Source organism: Rhizobium sp. AN5 (genome assembly GCF_900215255.1).
Classification (GTDB): Bacteria; Pseudomonadota; Alphaproteobacteria; order Rhizobiales; family Rhizobiaceae; genus Agrobacterium; species Agrobacterium tumefaciens.
In genome coordinates this window covers 1,872,453-1,890,687 of sequence record NZ_OCMJ01000004.1, presented here as the reverse complement: position 1 = coordinate 1,890,687, position 18,235 = coordinate 1,872,453, and the positions used below count along the sequence as shown (strand labels likewise).

The following is an 18,235-nucleotide window of genomic DNA, read 5'->3' as shown; positions in this document are numbered from 1 at the left end:
AATATAAGCATCTGTGCCAGCTATCGAGTCAATGGGGAAAATGAAGAGAAAATTTCAAAATTCCATTTGACACTCGCGATAATGTGAAGAATTCTTTTCGTCATCGGCGGGATGGCAGGTTTCGGGGTGGGATGCGTGCATGACGGTGCGTTCACGGTTTTTCACGGAAGCGGAAGGACAGGCTGTCGGCGTCGAGAACGCCGCAGCGAAGGGCGACGTCGTTCTCGTCTGCGAACATGCTTCAGCCACCATCCCCGAAAAACTCGGTACGCTCGGTCTTTCGCCGGACGTGCTTTCGAGCCATGCGGCCTGGGATCCGGGTGCCTTGGCGGTTGCGAGGCTGCTTTCTCAAAAGCTTGATGCCACGCTCGTCCATCAGCGGTTTTCGCGTCTGGTCTATGATTGCAACCGGCCGCCGGAATCGCCTTCTGCCATGCCGGTCAAAAGCGAGATTTACAATATTCCCGGCAATCTCGATCTGAACGAGGCGGAGCGGTTTGCCCGTACCTCGGCGCTTTACGTGCCGTTTCACGACCGTGTCAGTGAGATTATTGCCGAGCGGCAGGACCGCGGCCGCAAGGTGGTGGTGGTGACCATTCACAGTTTCACGCCGGTCTATCACGGTCGGTTCCGTGAAGTGCAGATCGGCATCCTGCACGATACTGACAGCCGGCTGGCCGATGCGATGCTGGTGGGCGCCGAGGGTTCTGCGCTCACGGTCAAGCGCAACGATCCCTACGGTCCGGAAGACGGTGTAACGCATACATTGCGGCTGCATGCGCTGCCGGACGGACTTTTGAACGTCATGATCGAGATCCGCAACGATCTGATCGCCAATGAAGGAGACCAATCGGCAATCGCCGATTTTCTCCACGAGCTTATGGGGAAGGCGCTCTCATCAATCGATGAGTGAGGGAGCAATGGGGCGGCTTATGGTGAAAACACTGCGGCCGACCGTCAATGAGACTGCCGCAATCGACAAAAGCCGGAACGGCATGAAGCGGCAAGGGAACAGCAGATGCGTGCGGCGCAGTGCGGGAAACCTCCCGGGCGATGCCGGAAACTGGGGGCACAATCGGCCAATAACGGCTGGCTGGCTTTTTTTTCTATTAAGGAGAGAAGGGCATGGACGGTTCATCATCAGGCGTCAGCTACAAGAAGGCTGATGCATCCTATTTCGAAAAACGCGGACTATCCCGATACGCGGGCGTGTGGTCTCTGTGGTCGCTTGGCGTCGGCGCGGTTATATCAGGGCATTTTTCCGGTTGGAATTTCGGCTTTTCCACCGGTGGCTGGGGCGGCATGCTGGTGGCGGGCATCATCATCGCCATCATGTATCTCGGGCTGACATTCTCGATTGCGGAAATGAGCCCGGCGCTGCCGCACACGGGTGCTGCCTATTCCTTTGCCCGCACGGCCATGGGCCCGTGGGGCGGTTTCGTCACCGGACTTTGCGAGAATGTCGAATATGTGCTGACGCCGGCGGTCGTCGTTACCTTCATCACCGCCTATGTGAACTCCATTCTCGGCCTCGATCCGGCCTATTCACCCTTTGTGTGGATAGCCTTCTACGCGATCTTCCTTGCTCTCAACGTCTTCGGACTTGAGCTTTCCTTCAAGGTCACCCTTGTCATCACGCTGATTTCGCTCGGCGTTCTGGTGTTTTTCTGGGTCAGCGCCATTCCGAACATGGATTTTTCGCGTTACGCGCTTAATATCGGCGTCGGACCTGATGGCAAGGCTGTGGAGCTGCCGGAAGGTAACGGTTCCTTTTTCCCATTCGGTTTTTCGGGCGTTCTTGCCACGCTGCCTTTTGCGGTCTGGCTGTTTCTCGCCATCGAGCAGCTGCCGCTGGCGGCTGAAGAATCCGTTGATCCGAAACGCGATATGCCCAAGGGTATCATTCTCGGTGTCATCACGCTGATGGTTTCGGCCTTCATGATCGTGCTGCTCAACCCGTCGCTACCGGGCGTCGGCGCCTTCCATCTCAGCTCGTCGCTTGAACCGCTGCTGGATGGCTTCAAGGCGATCTACGGCGATGGCGGCGTGGTGCTGCTCGGTCTCGTGGCGCTGACCGGCCTGATCGCCAGCTTCCATACGATCCTCTATGCGCAGGGCCGCCAGATCTATTCGCTGTCGCGTGCGGGCTACTTCCCGACCGTGCTGTCGATCACCCATTCGAAATACCGGACGCCATACGTTGCCAATATTGCCGGCGCGCTCGTCGGCCTTGCGGTCATGCTCGTCATCTGGTTCTCGCTGGGTGCGGAACAGGGCGGCAGCATCATCGGCAGCGTGCTTTTGAACATGGCCGTGTTCGGTGCGATGTTCTCCTACATCCTGCAGGCGATTTCCTTCATTCTGCTCAGGAAAAATCTGCCGCATATCGAGCGGCCGTTCCGCTCGCCCTTCGGCATTCCGGGCGCGGTATTGACGATCATCATCGCCATCGTGACGCTGCTCTATCAGATCCAGGATCCGAACTTCACCAAGGGTGTGCTGTGGGTAGCCGTATGGTTTGCGGTTGCCATTGCCTACTTCGCCTTTGTCGGACGCCATCGCCTCATCCTGTCGCCGGAAGAGGAGTTCGCGCTGGAGCACAAGCAGGCTGCCATGGCAGCGGCGGCTGCAAAGGCCTGATGCTCGAACTGACGGGCGGCCGCATACCGGCCGCCTGCTCGATACACGAAAAGGGATGGACAAAATGACGAGCTATACATTCGACGCGCTGAAGATGGATGTGGCCGAAGGGCGCATCGACACGGTTCTGGCCTGCCTTGTCGACATGCAGGGGCGTCTGATGGGCAAACGGTTCCAGGCGGAGTTTTTCGTTGAAAGCGCCTTTGAGGAAACCCATAGCTGCAACTATGTGCTTGCCACCGACATGGAGATGGAAACCGTTCCCGGTTACAAATCCTCAAGCTGGGAAAAGGGCTATGGTGACTATACGCTGAAGCCCGACCTTTCGACGCTGCGGAAGGTGCCGTGGCTGGAAGGCACGGCACTGGTTCTGTGCGATGTGCTCGATCACCACACCCATGAAGAAGTGCCGCATTCGCCGCGCGCGCTGCTGAAAAAGCAGGTGGCGCGGCTGGAGGCGATGGGGCTGAAGGCCTATATGGCCACCGAGCTCGAATTTTTCCTGTTCGACCAGACTTTCGATGCGGCACGCGCCAGCGGCTACAGGGACCTGAACCTCGCCAGCGGCTACAACGAGGATTATCATATCTTCCAGACGACCAAGGAAGAGGACGTCATGCGGGCGCTGCGCAAGGGCTTGCAGGGTGCGGGAATTCCGGTCGAGAATTCCAAGGGCGAGGCGTCTCCCGGTCAGGCGGAAATCAATGTGCGTTATGCCGAGGCGCTGACCATGGCCGACCGGCACGCCATCATAAAGAACGCCACCAAGGAGATCGCCTGGTCGAAGGGTAAGGCGGTGACCTTCCTCGCCAAGTGGAACTACAATGCCGCCGGCAGTTCCTCGCATATCCACCAGTCGCTGTGGAGCCTGGATGGCAAGCCGGCTTTCCTCGACAAGGACGGCGAACACGGCATGTCGGATGTGATGCGGCATTATGTTGCCGGGCTTCTGGCGCATGCCAGCGACATCACCTATTTCCTGGCGCCCTACATCAATTCCTACAAGCGGTTCATGGCTGGCACCTTTGCGCCGACCAAGGCGATCTGGAGCCTCGACAACCGCACGGCAGGATACCGCCTTTGCGGCGCGGAAACCAAGGGCATCCGTATCGAGTGCCGGGTCGGCGGGTCGGATCTCAATCCCTATCTCGCCATGGCCGCTCTTCTTGCGGCGGGCATTGACGGCATTGAAAATAAACTCGAACTTGAGCCCGCTTTTGTTGGTGACGCCTATGGCGGGAAGGACGTGCGCGAGATACCCAAGACATTGCGCGACGCGACCGCCTTCCTGGACGGATCGAAAATGCTGCGTGAGGCCTTTGGCGACGACGTGGTCGATCACTATGTGCATGCCGCAAGGTGGGAGCAGGAAGAATACGACCGCCGCGTGACCGACTGGGAAGTGGCGCGCGGTTTCGAGAGAGCCTAATCATTACGGGAAAACATCATGACCATGATCCAGAATATCTCGCCCATCGACGGCTCGGTTTATGCCGAGCGGGAGGCGATGTCGCTGGAAGCGGCGCGCGCCGCCGTTTCGAAAGCGCGCAAGGCGCAGAAGGACTGGGCGCGACGTCCGCTTGAGGACCGCGTTCAGCTGGTTCTCAAAGGTGTGGCGCGCCTTAACGAAATGGTAGCCGAGGTGGTGCCGGAACTGGCGCATATGATGGGCCGCCCGGTTCGTTATGGCGGCGAGTTCAAGGGCTTCAACGAGCGCTCCAACTATGTCGCCTCCATTGCGGCGGATGCGTTGGCGCCGCTCGTCATCGAGGAAAGCGGCAATTTCGAACGCCGCATCGAGCGCGAAGCACATGGCGTGGTCTTCGTCATCGCGCCGTGGAACTATCCTTACATGACGGCGATCAATACCGTTGCCCCGGCTCTGATGGCCGGCAACACAGTCGTCATCAAACATGCGGCGCAGACGCTTCTCGTCGGCGAGCGGATGGTGCGGGCTTTCGTCGAGGCGGGCGTGCCTGAGGATGTCTTCATCAATGTCTTCCTCGATCATGCGACGACCTCGGCGCTGATCTCCGAAGGCCTGTTCAATTTCGTCAACTTCACCGGTTCGGTGGAAGGCGGCCGAGCCATTGAGCGCGCTGCTGCCGGCACCTTCACCGGTCTCGGGCTTGAACTCGGCGGCAAGGACCCCGGCTATGTGATGGAGGATGCTGATCTCGACGCTGCCGTCGATACGCTGATGGATGGCGCGACCTATAATTCCGGGCAATGCTGCTGCGGCATCGAGCGTATCTACGTCAACGAAAACCTCTATGACGCATTCGTCGAGAAGTCCGTGGCGTGGGTGTCCAATTACAAGCTCGGCAATCCGCTGGAGCAGGAAACGACACTCGGGCCGATGGCCAACAAGCGTTTCGCCAAAGTGGTGCGCGCACAGATCGCTGATGCCGTCTCAAAGGGCGCCAAGGCTTTGGTCGATCCCAAGCTTTTCCCTGCCGATGACGGCGAGAGCGCTTACGTCGCTCCGCAAGTGCTCGTCAATGTCGATCATTCCATGGAGTTCATGACCGAAGAAACCTTCGGCCCCGCTCTTGGCATCATGAAGGTGAAGAACGACGACGAGGCCATCGCCCTGATGAATGACAGCAAATTTGGCCTCACCGCCTCGCTCTGGACGCAGGATGCAGCGCGTGCCGGGCGGATCGGCCGTGAGATCGAAACCGGGACCGTGTTCATGAACCGTGCGGATTATCTCGATCCCGCGCTCTGCTGGACAGGTGTGAAGGAAACGGGCCGTGGCGGCTCGCTTTCCGTTCTCGGTTTCCAGAACCTGACCCGACCTAAATCCTACCATCTGAAGAAAGTCACGAAATGAATATCGTCGCCAACTGGAGCTATCCCACAGCCGTCAAGCTTGGCCGTGGCCGGATCAAGGAACTGGCGGAAGCCTGCAAGACGCTCGGCATCAAGAAGCCGCTTCTCGTCACGGATCGCGGCCTTGCCAATATGGCGATTACCGCGCATGCGCTCGATGTACTGGAAGAGGCTGGGCTCGGCCGGGCGATCTTCGCCGATGTCGATCCGAACCCCAACGAAATCAACATGGAAGCCGGCGTAAAAGCCTATCGCGATGGCGGCCATGACGGCGTCGTCGCCTTCGGCGGTGGTTCCGGCCTCGATCTTGGCAAGACCATCGCCTTCATGGCCGGGCAGATGCGCCCGGTCTGGGATTTCGAGGATATCGGTGACTGGTGGACGCGGGCGGACGCCTCGAAGATCGCGCCCATCGTCGCGGTTCCGACGACGGCGGGCACCGGTTCGGAAGTCGGCCGCGCCAGCGTCATCACCAATTCGCAGACCCATGTGAAGAAGATCATCTTCCATCCGAAGCTTTTGCCCGGCGTCGTCATCTGCGATCCGGAACTGACGGTCGGCATGCCGAAGGTCATCACGGCAGGCACGGGCATGGACGCCTTTGCCCATTGCCTCGAAGCCTATTCGTCGCCGTTCTTCCATCCGATGAGCGCTGGCGTTGCGCTCGAGGGTCTGCGGCTGGTCAAGGAATTTCTGCCACGCGCCTATAAGGACGGCACTGACATCGAAGCGCGCACCAATATGATGGCGGCGGCTGCGATGGGGGCGGTTGCCTTCCAGAAGGGTCTCGGCGCCATTCACTCGCTCTCGCACCCGATCGGCGCGGTCTATAACACCCATCACGGCATGACCAATGCGGTCGTGATGCCGGCGGTCCTGCGTTTCAACCGCCCGGCCATCGAAGACAAGATTGCCCGCGCTGCCGCATATCTCGGCATTTCGGGCGGTTTCGATGGTTTCTATGATTATGTGCTGGAGCTTCGCAAGGAACTCGGCGTGCCTGATAACCTGACCGCCATGGGTATCAAGCCTGACCGCATCGACGAACTGGCGGCAGAAGCGATCAAGGATCCGAGCTGCGGCGGCAATCCGGTGCCGATGACGCTGGAGAATACCAGGAAATTGTTTGAGGACTGCTTTTAAAAAGTAGTTATGGCAGCCATGAGATTTTCAGTTTTTTCGCCATTGCTCGCAGTGGCGTTTCTAAGCCTGCCCCTCGTGGCTCAGGCTGCTTCTTTCAAGGAACTTTCCGGTCAGGGTTACAAAGTCGGAGCTCTGTCGAGCAATAAGGCAGGAATCCAGGGATGGAATTTGTCCAGGGGCTCAGACCGCTACTTCTGTGAAATGCGCGCGACTATGGCGTATTCTGGAAAGAATGGCATTGTCTCCTTCACCAGCGCCGGACGCATGATTACGCTTGATCGTGCAACCGTTGAGAAAAGGCTGGGCAGTTCCCTGAACTTGCCGAAGTACGAGGATCTAAAAGCCGGCCGCCTGCGTGCGGACGATGTGGGTTCCTGCCGTAAGCTGGCGTGATCAATCAGATGGCAAAAGCCCGCGATTTATCGCGGGCTTTTTGTTGTCCCCACAAACGATCTTAGTCTTTTCTTAACCATGTTCGTTAAGGTTATGGAAAGCACCATGATTGGTTCGGTGCGCGAATGAGCATGAAACGGCTCTGATCATCAGGGGATATCATGCCTGTCATTACTTTTGCCAACACCAAGGGCGGCGCGGGAAAAACAACTGCCGTGCTGCTTCTGGCAACCGAACTCGCCCGCAGCGGCCACCGCGTGACCGTGCTGGATGCCGATCCGCAATTGTGGATTTCCCGCTGGCACGAATTATCAGGAGAGATCGAAAATCTCTCGGTAATTTCGCATGTGACGATGGCGTCCCTCGAGGGGCATATCCGCGAAAACAATGCCAATACCGACTGTTTCATCATCGATCTGCCGGGAGCGAAAAACCCGCTTCTGACCATGGCGCTTGGTATTTCCGACCATGTGCTGATACCGGTGCAGGGCTGCGCCATGGATGCGCGCGGGGCAGCCGAGGTTCTTGACCATATCGAATTCCTGAACCGCAAGATGGGCAAGGCGATCGCCCATTCCATCGTGCTGACGCGGGTCAACGCCATGGTGGCGACCCGCTCGCTGCTGCTCGTCAAAATGCTGCTGGCCGAGAAGAACGTTTCGATTCTGAATACGCCGATTGTCGAAAGAGCGGCCTATCGCGATATCTTCGATTATGGCGGCACTCTTCTCTGTCTCGATAAGGACAAGGTCAGCAATATCGACAAGGCGGTGGAGAATGCGAAAGCATTCGCGGGCGAGGTGCTAGGCCTTTTGCCGAAACGCCTGTTGAGGCTCGGCACGCAACCTGCGCGCCTTTTCACCCGCAAGGCGGCCTGAGCACAATTTCCCGGCTAGCGTGTGGAGCCGCGCAGCTCGTTGTAACGTGCGATCTGCTCCCTGTTCAGTAGCTTGACCGTTTCGAGATGGGCGGCAAGGTGGATGTATCGGAGCTTCGCGCGGCTTGCCTCGATAATATCGAGGCGGGCACGCAGTTGATCCGCCTCTATCGTGCCATCACGGAAAGCGGCCTCCAATGCCGCTTCCCTGGCGATCAATTGTTTTCCCTCTATCGCGGCATTGTCTTGCATGGTCTCGAATAGCCGTTGCACCGAGGCCAGCTGCTGCGCCGTCAATGCCAGTTGCTCCGCCATTTTCTGAACATGCGAAGGCCCCGGAATTCCATTGAGATCGGCCGCTTTCGCAAAACCCCATCCGCCACCCTTCTCCAGCTCGGCAATGTCTTCAGCCGAGAGGCTTTTGATGTTTAAGCTATGTCCACTGGCCTGGGCCGAAAGATGCTGATGCTGCTGTTCTGCCGCGGCGGAGAGGGGCAGAAGGGCGACGAGAAGAACGAGGAGAGTGGATTTCATGGTGGCTACCTGATTGCTTCGATCTCCTGACCTTGCCAGCCGATGCCTTTTCTGGACATGATAGAGATCATGTCCAATCTGATTTTCAACTATCTTCGCCCGAAGGCTGCCGCCTCGAAGTCTTTTGAAAAGGGCGAGACCCTTTTCCATCGAGGCGATGCCATACACATGCTGTTTCTCGTGGTCGAGGGATATGTGCATCTGATGCGGTTTCAGGCCGATGGCAATGGCGCAGTGTTGCAACGTGCGGGACCGATGACAGTTCTTGCCGAAGCCTCGGTGTTCTCGGATCAATATCATTGCGATGCAGTGGCGATGATGGCTGGCCGTGTCCTGCTCGTGCCGATGATGACAGTGCGGCAATTGCTGGAGCGGGAGCCGGTATTCGCACGCGGATGGATGAGCCATGTTTCCGGCGAGTTGCAGAAGGTCAGGACGCGCGCCGAAATACTGGCGCTGCGCTCGGTCGGGGCGCGGCTCGATGCGTGGACCGCATTCAATGATGGCCAGCTTCCGCCAAAGGGCCAATGGAAGAGCCTGGCTGAGGAAATAGGCGTTTCCCCCGAAGCGCTTTATCGCGAACTTGCCAAACGCCCGGCTTCATCAATCTAGCGGGTTTAATTATTGACTTGATTTGGAAATGATCGTTTCCTATATTGCAGCCATGATCGATACCATCCACACCAATTCCCCGGAACAACGCCATCGCGGCAGGCCGCGCGAGTTCGATATCGACCGCGCGCTTGATGGAGCAATCCGTGTTTTTTCGAGGCGCGGGTATCACGCTACCTCTGTCGGTGATCTTACCGATGCGATGGAACTGGCGCAGGGCAGTCTCTACAAGGCGTTCAAGGACAAGAAATCCATCTTCATCGCGACGATGGAGCGCTACAGGATCTTGCAGACGGAGCGGTTTGAAGCCGCCGTTGCCGGTTATGATACCGGTTACGAGCGTTTGCGAGCCGGCCTGATGTTTTATGCGGAACGGTCCCACGGTGCCACCGGTTCGGATGGATGCCTCGTGGTTGGTGCTGCCGCCGATCTCGCCGCACTGGACGACGATATCGCTGTCGTGGTCGAGCGGGCGGTGAAGGCGAGGGAGCGGATCGTTGCCCGCCTTGTGGCTGAAGGGCAGAGGGATGGTTCCGTGCAGTCGAAGACTGATCCGGATGATCTCGCCAGAGCGATGTTGTGCATGATGTACGGCATGCGGGTGGTGGGAAAGACCGGGCGCAGTTTGGAAGAGATGACGGCCGTGGTGAATATCGCCCTGAAACTTGCGGAATGATTTTGTGGCTATTTAGGAAACATTCGTTTCCATATTGGAGAAAATGATGACGACGCGTGTAGTTGAAGGGGAGGATGTTTACGAAACATCCATTTCCCCGGCGCTGACTTTTCTGCTGGCTACCGCCTGCGGACTGATTGCGGCTAATCTTTATTATGGCCAGCCCCTTGCCGGCATCATCGGTGCGGAGCTTGGCCTGTCTGCCGGCGCAACCGGTCTGATCGTGACCCTGACGCAGATCGGTTACGGCGTCGGCCTGCTGTTCGTCGTGCCGCTAGGCGATCTGGTCGAGAATCGCAGGCTGGTCGTCAGTACCGTTTCGATGGCGGTGCTTGCGCTCCTCGCGGCGGCTTTTGCCCCGCATGCGGCGCCTTTTCTGATTGCCGCCTTTCTGGTGGGTATCAGTTCGGTCGCGGTGCAGGTTATCGTTCCCTATGCGGCGCACATGGCGCCGCACGCTATTCGAGGGCGGGTGGTCGGCAATGTCATGAGTGGACTGATGGCCGGCATCATGCTGGCGCGCCCGGTTTCCAGCCTCCTCTCGGAAGTGGTCTCCTGGCGCGGTGTGTTCCTGACATCGGCTGGCGTCATGGCGATTCTCGCCGTTGTGCTCTATCGCCTTTTGCCCGTTCGTGTGCCGGAGGCAAGGCTGGGTTATGGCGCGTTGATGGCATCCATGGGCAGGCTTGCCGCCCATACGCCTATCCTGCGGCGGCGGGCGATCTATCACGCCTTCCTGTTTGCTGCCTTCAGTCTGTTCTGGACGACGACGCCGCTTTACCTGAGCGGGCCGCATTTCAATCTCAGCCAGGGTCAGATTGCGCTGTTTGCCCTTGCCGGTGCAGCAGGCACCGTCGCCGCTCCGATTGCGGGGCGCATGGCTGACCGGGGCTGGACCTATGCCGCTACTTTTGCCGCGATGGTGGCAGCGGCGCTGTCATTCGCCGTCACGCATCTTGCGCCGGAAGGATCGCATCTGGCACTCGGCATTCTCGTGGTCGCCGCCATCGTTCTCGATTTCGGCGTCACCACCAATCTGGTGCTCGGTCAGCGCGCCATCTTCACGCTCGGGGCGGAATTCCGCAGCCGTCTGAACGGCGTCTACATGGCGACATTTTTCATGGGCGGAGCGATCGGCTCTGCCGTCGGCGGCTGGGCCTATTCCGTGGGGGAATGGGGTGCTGCGTCCTGGGTCGGCTTTGCTCTACCAGCGGCGGCGCTGCTTTACTTCCTGACTGAAAAGCGCGGATAACATCCATCAACGAAAAAGCCCGGCGGAATGACATCCGCCGGGCTTTTGCAATTCGTCTTCGCGGTCAATCCTATTCCGCGAATTCAACCACGACGCCGGGGCGGACCATTTTTGCCAGCTCCGTCGCATCCCAGTTGGTGAGGCGAATACAGCCGTGGCTGTTGGTCTTGCCGATCTTCGAGGGTTCCGGCGTGCCGTGGATGCCGTAGGTCGGTTTGGACAGGGCAATCCAGACCGTGCCGACAGGGCCGTTTGGACCCGGCGGAATTTGCAGGATCTTGTCGTTCTGGCCCTGCCTGAAGTTGATCTTCGGATTGTAGGTGTAACCCGGATTAAGCGCGACGCGCTCGACCGTGTGCGTGCCGCTTGGCGAAGGCGTGTCCGTAGAACCGATGGTGGCGGGATAAGCGGCGATCAGAGCGCCATCCTCTCCATAAGCGAAGACCTGCTTGATGCCCTTATGCGCGACGATGCGGGCCACCTGTCCCTTTTTCGGTTCCCCCGGATTGACCACCTTGATGATGGTGCCGGGCACGGAGAAATCGATGCCGGGGTTCAGTTCTTTCAGATAGGTCTCGTCCATGTGGAAGCGTTCGGCCAGCGCCTCCGACGTGGAGGTGAAGGAGAGGGCGGGTAGCTGCGACTTCTCCGCATAGTCATCCGGAATGGAAGCGACATAGGGGCCGGCTGCATCGGCTGCGGTGATCGTATAATCGACGATCGGCATACCGCCGGAGGCGCGCAGACGCTCGAGAATGTCCTCGGAATTGTTCGGGTCGAGCTTTTCGCCGGTCATGTCCTGCCAGGCGGCAATTGCCTTGTTGACGTTGTCGCCCATCTTGCCATCGATCACGCCGGGCGAGATGCCTTCGCGGTCGAGGAAAGTCTGAAGTGCTACGATCTCCTGACGGGACCTGTTGACCGGTGTGGTGACGGGCGTGTGGCGCTCGATCAGGTGCTGCGGCTGCGGAACAGCAGCCGTGGTGCTTTCTTCGGGCATCGGCTGGTTGAGCGGCGCGCTTTCGACAGCGCCCGGGCCGGGAACCGAGCCGGTATAGACATCGTCGCCGGAACCATTGCCGCGATATTCGCGGTAATCGCGCACGCTTCCATTTTCCTGATAACCGTAATCGCGCTGCGGCTCACGATACTCGCCGCCGGGGGCCGGGGGATAATAGGTGGTGTCGCGCTGCTGTACCTGTTGCCGCTGCTGATAGCCTGACGGCATTTCAGTGGCCAGCAGGTTGCCGTACCGGTCATAAAAGACCGTGCGGCCCATATTGTCGCGACTGATGACGATGTCGCCACGTTGGGGCACGAAATCGAGAACACGGCCATCCGGCGTCACCAGAACCGGCTGTTCCTGATAGCCATAACGCTGCTGAGCGCCAGCCTGTAGAGGCGCGCAAACCGCCGCCAAGGCAATCGCCAGACCCAGAGCTGCGTTAACAAACTGTTTCACGATTCTGCTATCCCTTACTTCGTTCACCGATAAACACACCGCAATCTTGACCCTATTGTGAAAAAGGTGAATTCACGGTTAAAGCAATCTTAATTTACGTCACGGTTAGTAGCGTTTCCGTGATTATTGCGCTTTTACTGCCACAGGGAGGTTGTCTTGCGTTCGTTTCAGGCCGGCAAATCGCCACGCATTTTCCTCGATGAAACCTCCGTTTTCGATATTGGCGCCTGTGTTGTCGATGGTATCGACATCGCGCCCGGCCGTGCCATTCCAGATGATGGCGATCCGCGCATCGACCATTCGCTGGAAGGCTTTCTGTTCACCTGCGGTCCCGATCATATCCGCCATCCCGAACCGATCGGCGGTGAGGGCGAGGGGCGTCGATATCCTTTGCATGGGTCCTTCTCCGCGCATCCCGCCAAGATAGTTGCCTTCGACGTTCATGAGTCCAATGCATTGGCGCGTGCCGAGGTTCCCGTGAACCTTGCCGATGGCGGCATGGCCCTTCTGGAGCGGACATGGCGCATCGATGGCGAAAGCGGCGAAGTCAGCCTCGATGACCGGATCGTCAATACGAGTTCGCGGCCGATCCCGGTCTTTCTGATGTACCACATGAATGTCGGCGCGCGGCTGTTTGACGAGGCCGTTCGGCTGGAAGGTGCCATGCTCGATGGCGGTGGTCATGGCTGGCGCTTTGGCGAGGAGCCGGGCACGGTGTTCTGTGTTCCCGCCGGTCAGGACGAATGGGCGGAACTTGCGCTCGGTCCGATTGCCGCAATTGGCGGCAAGACGCTGAGAGTACGTTTCGGCACGGAGACGTTGCCCTATCTGCAGATGTGGCGGAACCAGAAGGATCCGGCCAATGTGCTTGGCATCGAACCGGTTTCGCACCGCTGGGTGGGGCGCGGGGAGCTTGAGGCCGCCGGCGAGTTCAACATGCTGCAGCCGGGCGAAAGCCGCTCCTATGGTCTTCGCTTTTCCATCCTCTGAATAGGGGACTGAATGGCGTACCGAATGAGGGCGCCGCATCATTGACGCAAGGGTTTTGAGCCCTTACATCGGATGCGGATTTCAGACAGTGGCGACAGCGTGCCAGCGGCGCCAAGGCGCCGGTTTAAGCGGAGGCATTAATATGGATATCAGGCGCATAGACGACGAATATTCGGTCACGGGACAGATCAGCGTTGCCGATCTCGACGAGGTCAAGGCATTCGGCTTCAAGTCGATCGTCTGCCACCGCCCGGACGGCGAAGAAGAAGGCCAGCCGCTTTTCGCCGATATTGCCGAGCGTGCCGAACAGCTTGGCCTGACCATCGTGCATGTACCGGTTGGCCGCTACGGCGTCGATGCGGATGCGGTTACCGGCATGGTGGATGCGCTTGACGAATTGCAGCGCCCGATGCTCGGCTATTGCCGTTCCGGCGCGCGCTCGACCGCGATCTACGAAAAGACCCACCACCTGCGCGGCTGATTTTCCGCGGATAATTCGATTTTCTAAAGCCAATCAACAGGAGTTTTCCATGACCATCAAGCGTATCGAGCCGGGCAAGCGCATGAGCGGCGCCGTCATCCACGGCAACACCGTTTATCTGGCCGGCCAGGTCGGTGAGGGCGTGTCCGTGACCGATCAGAGCAAGTCGGCGCTGGCTGAAGTCGATCGTCTGCTGGCCGCTGCCGGTTCCGACAAGTCGAAGATCCTGCAGACCATCATCTACCTCTCCGACATGTCCACCTTCGGCGAAATGAACGCCGTCTGGGAAGGCTGGATCGACCCGGCAAACCCGCCGGCCCGCGCCACCAGCGAAGCGGCGCTTGCTACTCCGGACTACAAGGTTGAGTTCATCGTTACCGCTGCTCTCTGAGTAACGGTTTGATTTTGAGACAGGCCGGGTTGCGGAATGCAGCCCGGCCTTTTTTGTTGGGAAAATTCGAAACGCTCGTTTTGTCATCCTCGGACTTGCCCCGAGGATCCAATCACGTATCGCAAATTGATAGGTAGCAGATGCTCGGGACAGGCCCGAGCATGACGGAGGAGAGGCGATTGTCCCAGGTTTGTGAATCGCTTGCGCCCTTCATTTCAGAAGCTAAGCAAGCGCCTTCTCAAGCTGCTTCAACGTCTTCACCCGTTCTGCAAACCACAGTCGTGCCAGGTCATTGGCTGAGGCGAGGTCGATACCATCAGGGTCTATGGAAGTGATTTTCCAGCGTGCGGTTTTCGCACCCGCAAGAGCGGCCAGCCGTGATGCCTCGCCCTTGATGGCGTTGAGGCGCGCGGCCTCGTCCGCTGCCGCAGCCATCAGCTGTTCCGCGTCGGAAAGGTCAGTGCGCAGATCGGCGGGTGTGATGTTGCTGGCGTTGCGGGCAGGGCCACCATTGATCTGCACGCCCTCTGTCCGCAGCCGGTAGAGCCTTGTATCGGGAAGAGAGAGGTAGAGTTTTGCCTTGGGATAGCGGTCGATGTAGCGCTGTCTGGCAAGCGTTACTTCTTCCGGATCGATTAGTTCCGCCTTGCCTACCAGTGTCAGCCGGGGCAGCGTCAGCGCGTCACCCTTGCCGAAGGGGGCAAGTGTCAACGAGATGCGCGGGTCGGCCTCCATGTTTCGGGCATGCAGCGTCAGGCCCGCTGCGAAGAAGAACGGCGTACCATCCGGCTCGATCCCGATATTGGTGGCGGTCGTATAGGGATAACCGCTGACCGGATCGAGGGTCGCGAGCGCCGCCGTGCGGGATGTGTGCAGGACATCGCGTGCCACGCGCACGGCCTCGAATGGCGCACCGGCCGAAGGTTCGATCTTTGCGCCGCGTGGGGTGATGACGGGAGGGGCTGCATCCGGCATGTCGTTTCCTAACCTGTATGTTCTAGTCAGGATTTACACCATGCCGGAGCCATGTCCATGCGCAATATCAGGTCCGGCTTCTGATCTGGGTCAGCGTGCGGGTTGGCGTGATCGCTTCGGCATCCAGCTTCACCTCGATGATGGCGGGCTTGCCGCTTGCCCGGGCGCGTTCGAAGGCGGCGGCGAAGTCTTGCGTCTTTTCGACCGTTTCGCCGTGGCCACCATAGGCCTTGGCAAAGGCGGCGAAATCCGGGTTGACGAGATCGGTGCCGCTGACGCGGCCGGGATATTCCCGCTCCTGATGCATGCGGATCGTGCCATAGGTACCGTTATTGACCAGCACGGTGATGATCGGCAGACCATACCGCACGGCGGTGATGAATTCCTGCCCATGCATCATGAAGCAGCCATCTCCGGCAAAGCAGATCACTTCCCGCTCGGGAAACAGGTGCTTGGCGGCCACAGCCGCGGGCAGGCCGTAACCCATCGAGCCGGAGGTCGGCGCCGATTGAGTGTTGAAGCGGCGGAAGCGGTGGAAGCGGTGCACCCAGGTGGCATAGTTGCCCGCGCCATTGGTGAAGATGGCATCGTCAGGCACATTGGCCTCGATCCAGTCCATGATCGGACCCATCTGCACCGCGCCCGGACCGGTCTGCGGCGGTGTCGACCAGGTAAGGTAAGCCGAATGCATGGTGGCCGTGCGGTCCGCCCAGGCGGCGTTATCGGGGAGCGTTACGGAAGAAAGGGCGGCGACGAAATCATCCGGTGAGGCGCAGATTGCGAGATCGGGGCGATAGACGCGGCCAAGCTCTTCGGCCTCCGGGTAGATGTGGACAAGTTTCTGCGACGGGTAGGGAATGTCGATCAGCGTGTAGCCGGAGGAAGGCATTTCCGAGAGGCGACCGCCGAGCAGCACCACGAGGTCGGCTTCCTTGATGTCCTTCGCCAAGGCCGGGTTGATGCCAATACCGATATCGCCCGCGTAAGATGGGCTCAAGTGATCGAACAGCATCTGGCGACGGAAGGAACAGCCGACGGGCAGTTTGTTCTTTTCGGCAAAAGCCGTGAAGCTTGCGACGCTTTCTTCGGACCAGCGTGTGCCGCCGATGATGAAGATTGGCCGCTTGGCCTCGCCCAGCATTTTTGAGAAAGCGGCGATCTGCGACGGGCCGGGATGCGCTTCGACCGGCGTATAGGGCTTTGCCTCGGGGGCTTCGACCTCTTCAACCAGCATGTCTTCGGGCAGCGTCAGCACCACGGGACCGGGGCGGCCGGAGGTGGCGACGGCAAAGGCGCGGGTGACGAATTCCGGAATGCGGCGCGCATCGTCGATCTCGCCCACCCATTTGGCGAATTCGGTAAAGGCGCGGCGATATTCCACCTCCTGAAACGCCTCACGCTCGCGGGCTTCGCGCTGTACCTGGCCGATGAACAGGATCATCGGAATTGAATCCTGCCTTGCGATATGCAGGCCGGCCGAGGCGTTGGTGGCGCCGGGACCGCGCGTTACCATGCAGATGCCGGGTTCGCCGGTCAGCCTGCCCCAGGTGTCGGCCATCATTGCGGCGCCGCCTTCCTGGCGGCACACCACGGTTTCGATGCCGCTTTCATAAAGCGCGTCCAGCACCGCCAGATAGCTTTCACCGGGAACGCAGGAAACGCGGGAGACGCCATTGGCTTTCAGCGCTTCGACGATCAGTTGTCCGCCTGTTCTTTTCATTCCGGTTGCTTTCATGGCGTCGTGGTCCTTTCGATGTTTTCCAGTTCGGCCAGCACTTGCGCCTGATGCTCGCCAAGCTTCGGGCTCGGGCGTCCGTAGTGCAGCGGGGTTTGCGACAGCACGATGGGGGTGCGCACGCCGGGAATGACCGTGCCATCTTCTGATTCGAGATCAACACGTAAGCCGCGGGCCTGAATTTGCGGATCGGCGAACATGTCTTCGATGGAGTTGATCGGCCCGGCCGGCACGGCATTCTGTTCGCAGGCGGTCAGAAGATCGCGCTTTTGCCATTTCAGCGTCTCGGTGCAAACGATCCGCCGCACCTCTGCCTTATGCGCCACGCGCGCCTTGTTGGTGGCGAAACGTTCTTCATCGGCGGTCGCCTCGATTCCGAGGATCTTGCAGAGACGGCGGAACTGGCCGTCATTGCCGACGGCCAGGATGAGGAAACCATCCTCTGTCGGCATGACCTCATAGGGTGAGATATTCGGATGGGCGTTGCCGAGCCTGACGGGGGCATTGCCGGATATCAGGTAGTTCATATTCTGGTTGGCGAGCACTGCCGATTGCACATCGAGGAGTGCCATATCGATCTGCTGGCCTTCGCCTGATCGCATGGCGTGGATCAGCGCGGCCTGAATGGCTGACACGGAATAGATGCCGGTGAAGATATCGGCAACCGCTACGCCCGCCTTCATTGGCTGACCGTCGGGTTCGCCGGTGATCGACATGAAACCGGACATGCCCTGCACGATATAGTCGTATCCGGCGAAGTCGGCATAAGGACCGGTCTGGCCGAAGCCGGTGATGGAGCAATAGATCAGCTTCGGATTGAGAACCCTGAGACTCTCATAGTCGAGGCCATATTTGGCAAGCCCGCCGCGTTTGAAATTCTCGATGACGACATCGGCGGTGCGCACGAGCCGCCGCACCAGCGCGCAGCCTTCCGCCGTCTTGAGATCGGCGACGATGGAGCGTTTGCCGCGATTGGTGGCATGGTAATAGGCGGCGGAGAGGTTTTCACCATCGGCGCTTTCGACAAAGGGCGGACCCCATGCGCGGGTATCGTCTCCGCCTTCGGGGTTCTCGACCTTGATGACATCCGCACCCATATCTGCCAGCATCTGCCCCGCCCAGGGACCGGCCAGAACACGCGCCAGCTCGATGACGCGAATGCCTGATAGTGGCGGTTTCCTGTTCGGCGTTTCGGTCATTTGTCCCCCGGTGTTTTGTGCTTGCCGGTTTATAGACGTC

18 protein-coding genes are annotated in these 18,235 nt (G+C 59.3%); 13 read left to right on the top strand and 5 right to left on the bottom strand.

The genetic code is table 11. The annotated features are described in order from the left end of the window. Window positions 1–139 precede the first annotated feature (139 nt). The 7 genes from CRP02_RS21970 (at window position 140) to CRP02_RS21940 (ending at window position 7,889) form a co-directional block, all read left to right on the top strand. Window positions 140–913 carry an N-formylglutamate amidohydrolase gene (locus CRP02_RS21970; RefSeq protein WP_097172288.1) on the top strand — a complete coding sequence of 258 codons (774 nt, stop codon included), beginning with the start codon at window positions 140–142 and terminating at the stop codon, window positions 911–913. A gap of 212 nt (window positions 914–1,125) precedes the next feature. After that, window positions 1,126–2,640 carry an amino acid permease gene (locus CRP02_RS21965; RefSeq protein WP_003513319.1) on the top strand — a complete coding sequence of 505 codons (1,515 nt, stop codon included), beginning with the start codon at window positions 1,126–1,128 and terminating at the stop codon, window positions 2,638–2,640. Window positions 2,641–2,704: 64 nt separating this feature from the next. Further along, the gene (locus tag CRP02_RS21960) at window positions 2,705–4,069 is read left to right on the top strand and encodes a glutamine synthetase family protein (protein WP_013636540.1); all 1,365 of its coding nucleotides are present in this window, start codon (window positions 2,705–2,707) and stop codon (window positions 4,067–4,069) included. An 18-nt stretch (window positions 4,070–4,087) separates the two neighbouring features. Further along, window positions 4,088–5,476 carry an aldehyde dehydrogenase family protein gene (locus CRP02_RS21955; protein WP_097172287.1) on the top strand — a complete coding sequence of 463 codons (1,389 nt, stop codon included), beginning with the start codon at window positions 4,088–4,090 and terminating at the stop codon, window positions 5,474–5,476. Beyond that, window positions 5,473–6,618, top strand: a complete 1,146-nt coding sequence (locus CRP02_RS21950; protein WP_097172286.1) for an iron-containing alcohol dehydrogenase — start codon at window positions 5,473–5,475, stop codon at window positions 6,616–6,618. Before CRP02_RS21955 ends, CRP02_RS21950 begins: the two co-directional genes overlap by 4 nt. Window positions 6,619–6,627: 9 nt before the next feature. Then, on the top strand, window positions 6,628–7,011 hold the full coding sequence (locus CRP02_RS21945; RefSeq protein ID WP_097172285.1) for a hypothetical protein: 384 nt from the start codon (window positions 6,628–6,630) through the stop codon (window positions 7,009–7,011). A gap of 161 nt (window positions 7,012–7,172) precedes the next feature. After that, on the top strand, window positions 7,173–7,889 hold the full coding sequence (locus CRP02_RS21940) for a ParA family protein (protein ID WP_097172284.1): 717 nt from the start codon (window positions 7,173–7,175) through the stop codon (window positions 7,887–7,889). Window positions 7,890–7,903: 14 nt separating this feature from the next. Here the strand turns inward: CRP02_RS21940 and CRP02_RS21935 are convergent, their stop codons facing one another. After that, window positions 7,904–8,422, bottom strand: a complete 519-nt coding sequence (locus CRP02_RS21935; protein ID WP_097172283.1) for a hypothetical protein — start codon at window positions 8,420–8,422, stop codon at window positions 7,904–7,906. 57 nt (window positions 8,423–8,479) lie between these two features. Between CRP02_RS21935 and CRP02_RS21930 the strand changes: the two genes are divergently transcribed. From CRP02_RS21930 to CRP02_RS21920, 3 genes are read left to right on the top strand one after another with little or no spacing between them, the layout of a single operon-like run. Beyond that, complete coding sequence (locus tag CRP02_RS21930) at window positions 8,480–9,034, top strand: Crp/Fnr family transcriptional regulator (RefSeq protein ID WP_097172880.1); 555 nt, start codon at window positions 8,480–8,482, stop codon at window positions 9,032–9,034. A 28-nt stretch (window positions 9,035–9,062) separates the two neighbouring features. After that, complete coding sequence (locus CRP02_RS21925) at window positions 9,063–9,710, top strand: TetR/AcrR family transcriptional regulator (RefSeq protein WP_097172282.1); 648 nt, start codon at window positions 9,063–9,065, stop codon at window positions 9,708–9,710. A gap of 46 nt (window positions 9,711–9,756) precedes the next feature. After that, complete coding sequence (locus tag CRP02_RS21920; protein ID WP_174002017.1) at window positions 9,757–10,962, top strand: MFS transporter; 1,206 nt, start codon at window positions 9,757–9,759, stop codon at window positions 10,960–10,962. A 70-nt stretch (window positions 10,963–11,032) separates the two neighbouring features. Here CRP02_RS21920 and CRP02_RS21915 read toward each other — a convergent pair whose 3' ends face one another. Continuing rightward, window positions 11,033–12,424, bottom strand: coding sequence for a L,D-transpeptidase family protein (locus CRP02_RS21915; RefSeq protein WP_097172280.1), 1,392 nt, complete (start codon window positions 12,422–12,424; stop codon window positions 11,033–11,035). Window positions 12,425–12,580: 156 nt separating this feature from the next. On the opposite strand from CRP02_RS21915, the gene CRP02_RS21910 reads away from it, so the two are divergent. The 3 genes from CRP02_RS21910 to CRP02_RS21900 all read left to right on the top strand — a co-directional run bounded on the left by CRP02_RS21910 (window position 12,581) and on the right by CRP02_RS21900 (window position 14,286). Next, the gene (locus CRP02_RS21910) at window positions 12,581–13,414 is read left to right on the top strand and encodes an aldose 1-epimerase family protein (protein WP_097172279.1); all 834 of its coding nucleotides are present in this window, start codon (window positions 12,581–12,583) and stop codon (window positions 13,412–13,414) included. Between the two features lie 142 nt (window positions 13,415–13,556). Then, on the top strand, window positions 13,557–13,895 hold the full coding sequence (locus CRP02_RS21905) for a TIGR01244 family sulfur transferase (RefSeq protein WP_097172278.1): 339 nt from the start codon (window positions 13,557–13,559) through the stop codon (window positions 13,893–13,895). 49 nt (window positions 13,896–13,944) lie between these two features. Beyond that, a complete protein-coding gene (locus tag CRP02_RS21900) occupies window positions 13,945–14,286 on the top strand; it encodes a RidA family protein (RefSeq protein WP_003513295.1) in 342 nt (113 codons plus the stop codon). A 222-nt stretch (window positions 14,287–14,508) separates the two neighbouring features. On the opposite strand, the gene CRP02_RS21895 is transcribed toward CRP02_RS21900, so the two are convergent. From CRP02_RS21895 to CRP02_RS21885, 3 genes are all read right to left on the bottom strand, one after another. Continuing rightward, the gene (locus CRP02_RS21895; RefSeq protein WP_097172277.1) at window positions 14,509–15,261 is read right to left on the bottom strand and encodes a HugZ family protein; all 753 of its coding nucleotides are present in this window, start codon (window positions 15,259–15,261) and stop codon (window positions 14,509–14,511) included. 67 nt (window positions 15,262–15,328) lie between these two features. Next, entirely contained in the window at window positions 15,329–16,996 is a 1,668-nt protein-coding gene (locus CRP02_RS21890; protein ID WP_179784096.1) for a thiamine pyrophosphate-binding protein, read from the bottom strand. Then, the gene (locus CRP02_RS21885) at window positions 16,993–18,195 is read right to left on the bottom strand and encodes a CaiB/BaiF CoA transferase family protein (protein WP_097172276.1); all 1,203 of its coding nucleotides are present in this window, start codon (window positions 18,193–18,195) and stop codon (window positions 16,993–16,995) included. Before CRP02_RS21885 ends, CRP02_RS21890 begins: the two co-directional genes overlap by 4 nt. Between the last annotated feature and the right edge of the window lie 40 nt (window positions 18,196–18,235).

Bases quoted from the DNA above. Each gene is read 5' to 3' on its own strand.
- CRP02_RS21970 (WP_097172288.1), top strand. From the start codon at position 140: ATGACGGTGCGTTCACGGTTTTTCACGGAAGCGGAAGGACAGGCTGTC.
- CRP02_RS21965 (WP_003513319.1), top strand. From the start codon at position 1,126: ATGGACGGTTCATCATCAGGCGTCAGCTACAAGAAGGCTGATGCATCC.
- CRP02_RS21960 (WP_013636540.1), top strand. From the start codon at position 2,705: ATGACGAGCTATACATTCGACGCGCTGAAGATGGATGTGGCCGAAGGG.
- CRP02_RS21955 (WP_097172287.1), top strand. From the start codon at position 4,088: ATGACCATGATCCAGAATATCTCGCCCATCGACGGCTCGGTTTATGCC.
- CRP02_RS21950 (WP_097172286.1), top strand. From the start codon at position 5,473: ATGAATATCGTCGCCAACTGGAGCTATCCCACAGCCGTCAAGCTTGGC.
- CRP02_RS21945 (WP_097172285.1), top strand. From the start codon at position 6,628: ATGGCAGCCATGAGATTTTCAGTTTTTTCGCCATTGCTCGCAGTGGCG.
- CRP02_RS21940 (WP_097172284.1), top strand. From the start codon at position 7,173: ATGCCTGTCATTACTTTTGCCAACACCAAGGGCGGCGCGGGAAAAACA.
- CRP02_RS21935 (WP_097172283.1), bottom strand. From the start codon at position 8,422: ATGAAATCCACTCTCCTCGTTCTTCTCGTCGCCCTTCTGCCCCTCTCC.
- CRP02_RS21930 (WP_097172880.1), top strand. From the start codon at position 8,480: ATGATAGAGATCATGTCCAATCTGATTTTCAACTATCTTCGCCCGAAG.
- CRP02_RS21925 (WP_097172282.1), top strand. From the start codon at position 9,063: ATGATCGTTTCCTATATTGCAGCCATGATCGATACCATCCACACCAAT.
- CRP02_RS21920 (WP_174002017.1), top strand. From the start codon at position 9,757: ATGACGACGCGTGTAGTTGAAGGGGAGGATGTTTACGAAACATCCATT.
- CRP02_RS21905 (WP_097172278.1), top strand. From the start codon at position 13,557: ATGGATATCAGGCGCATAGACGACGAATATTCGGTCACGGGACAGATC.
- CRP02_RS21900 (WP_003513295.1), top strand. From the start codon at position 13,945: ATGACCATCAAGCGTATCGAGCCGGGCAAGCGCATGAGCGGCGCCGTC.
- CRP02_RS21895 (WP_097172277.1), bottom strand. From the start codon at position 15,261: ATGCCGGATGCAGCCCCTCCCGTCATCACCCCACGCGGCGCAAAGATC.
- CRP02_RS21890 (WP_179784096.1), bottom strand. From the start codon at position 16,996: ATGAAAGCAACCGGAATGAAAAGAACAGGCGGACAACTGATCGTCGAA.
- CRP02_RS21885 (WP_097172276.1), bottom strand. From the start codon at position 18,195: ATGACCGAAACGCCGAACAGGAAACCGCCACTATCAGGCATTCGCGTC.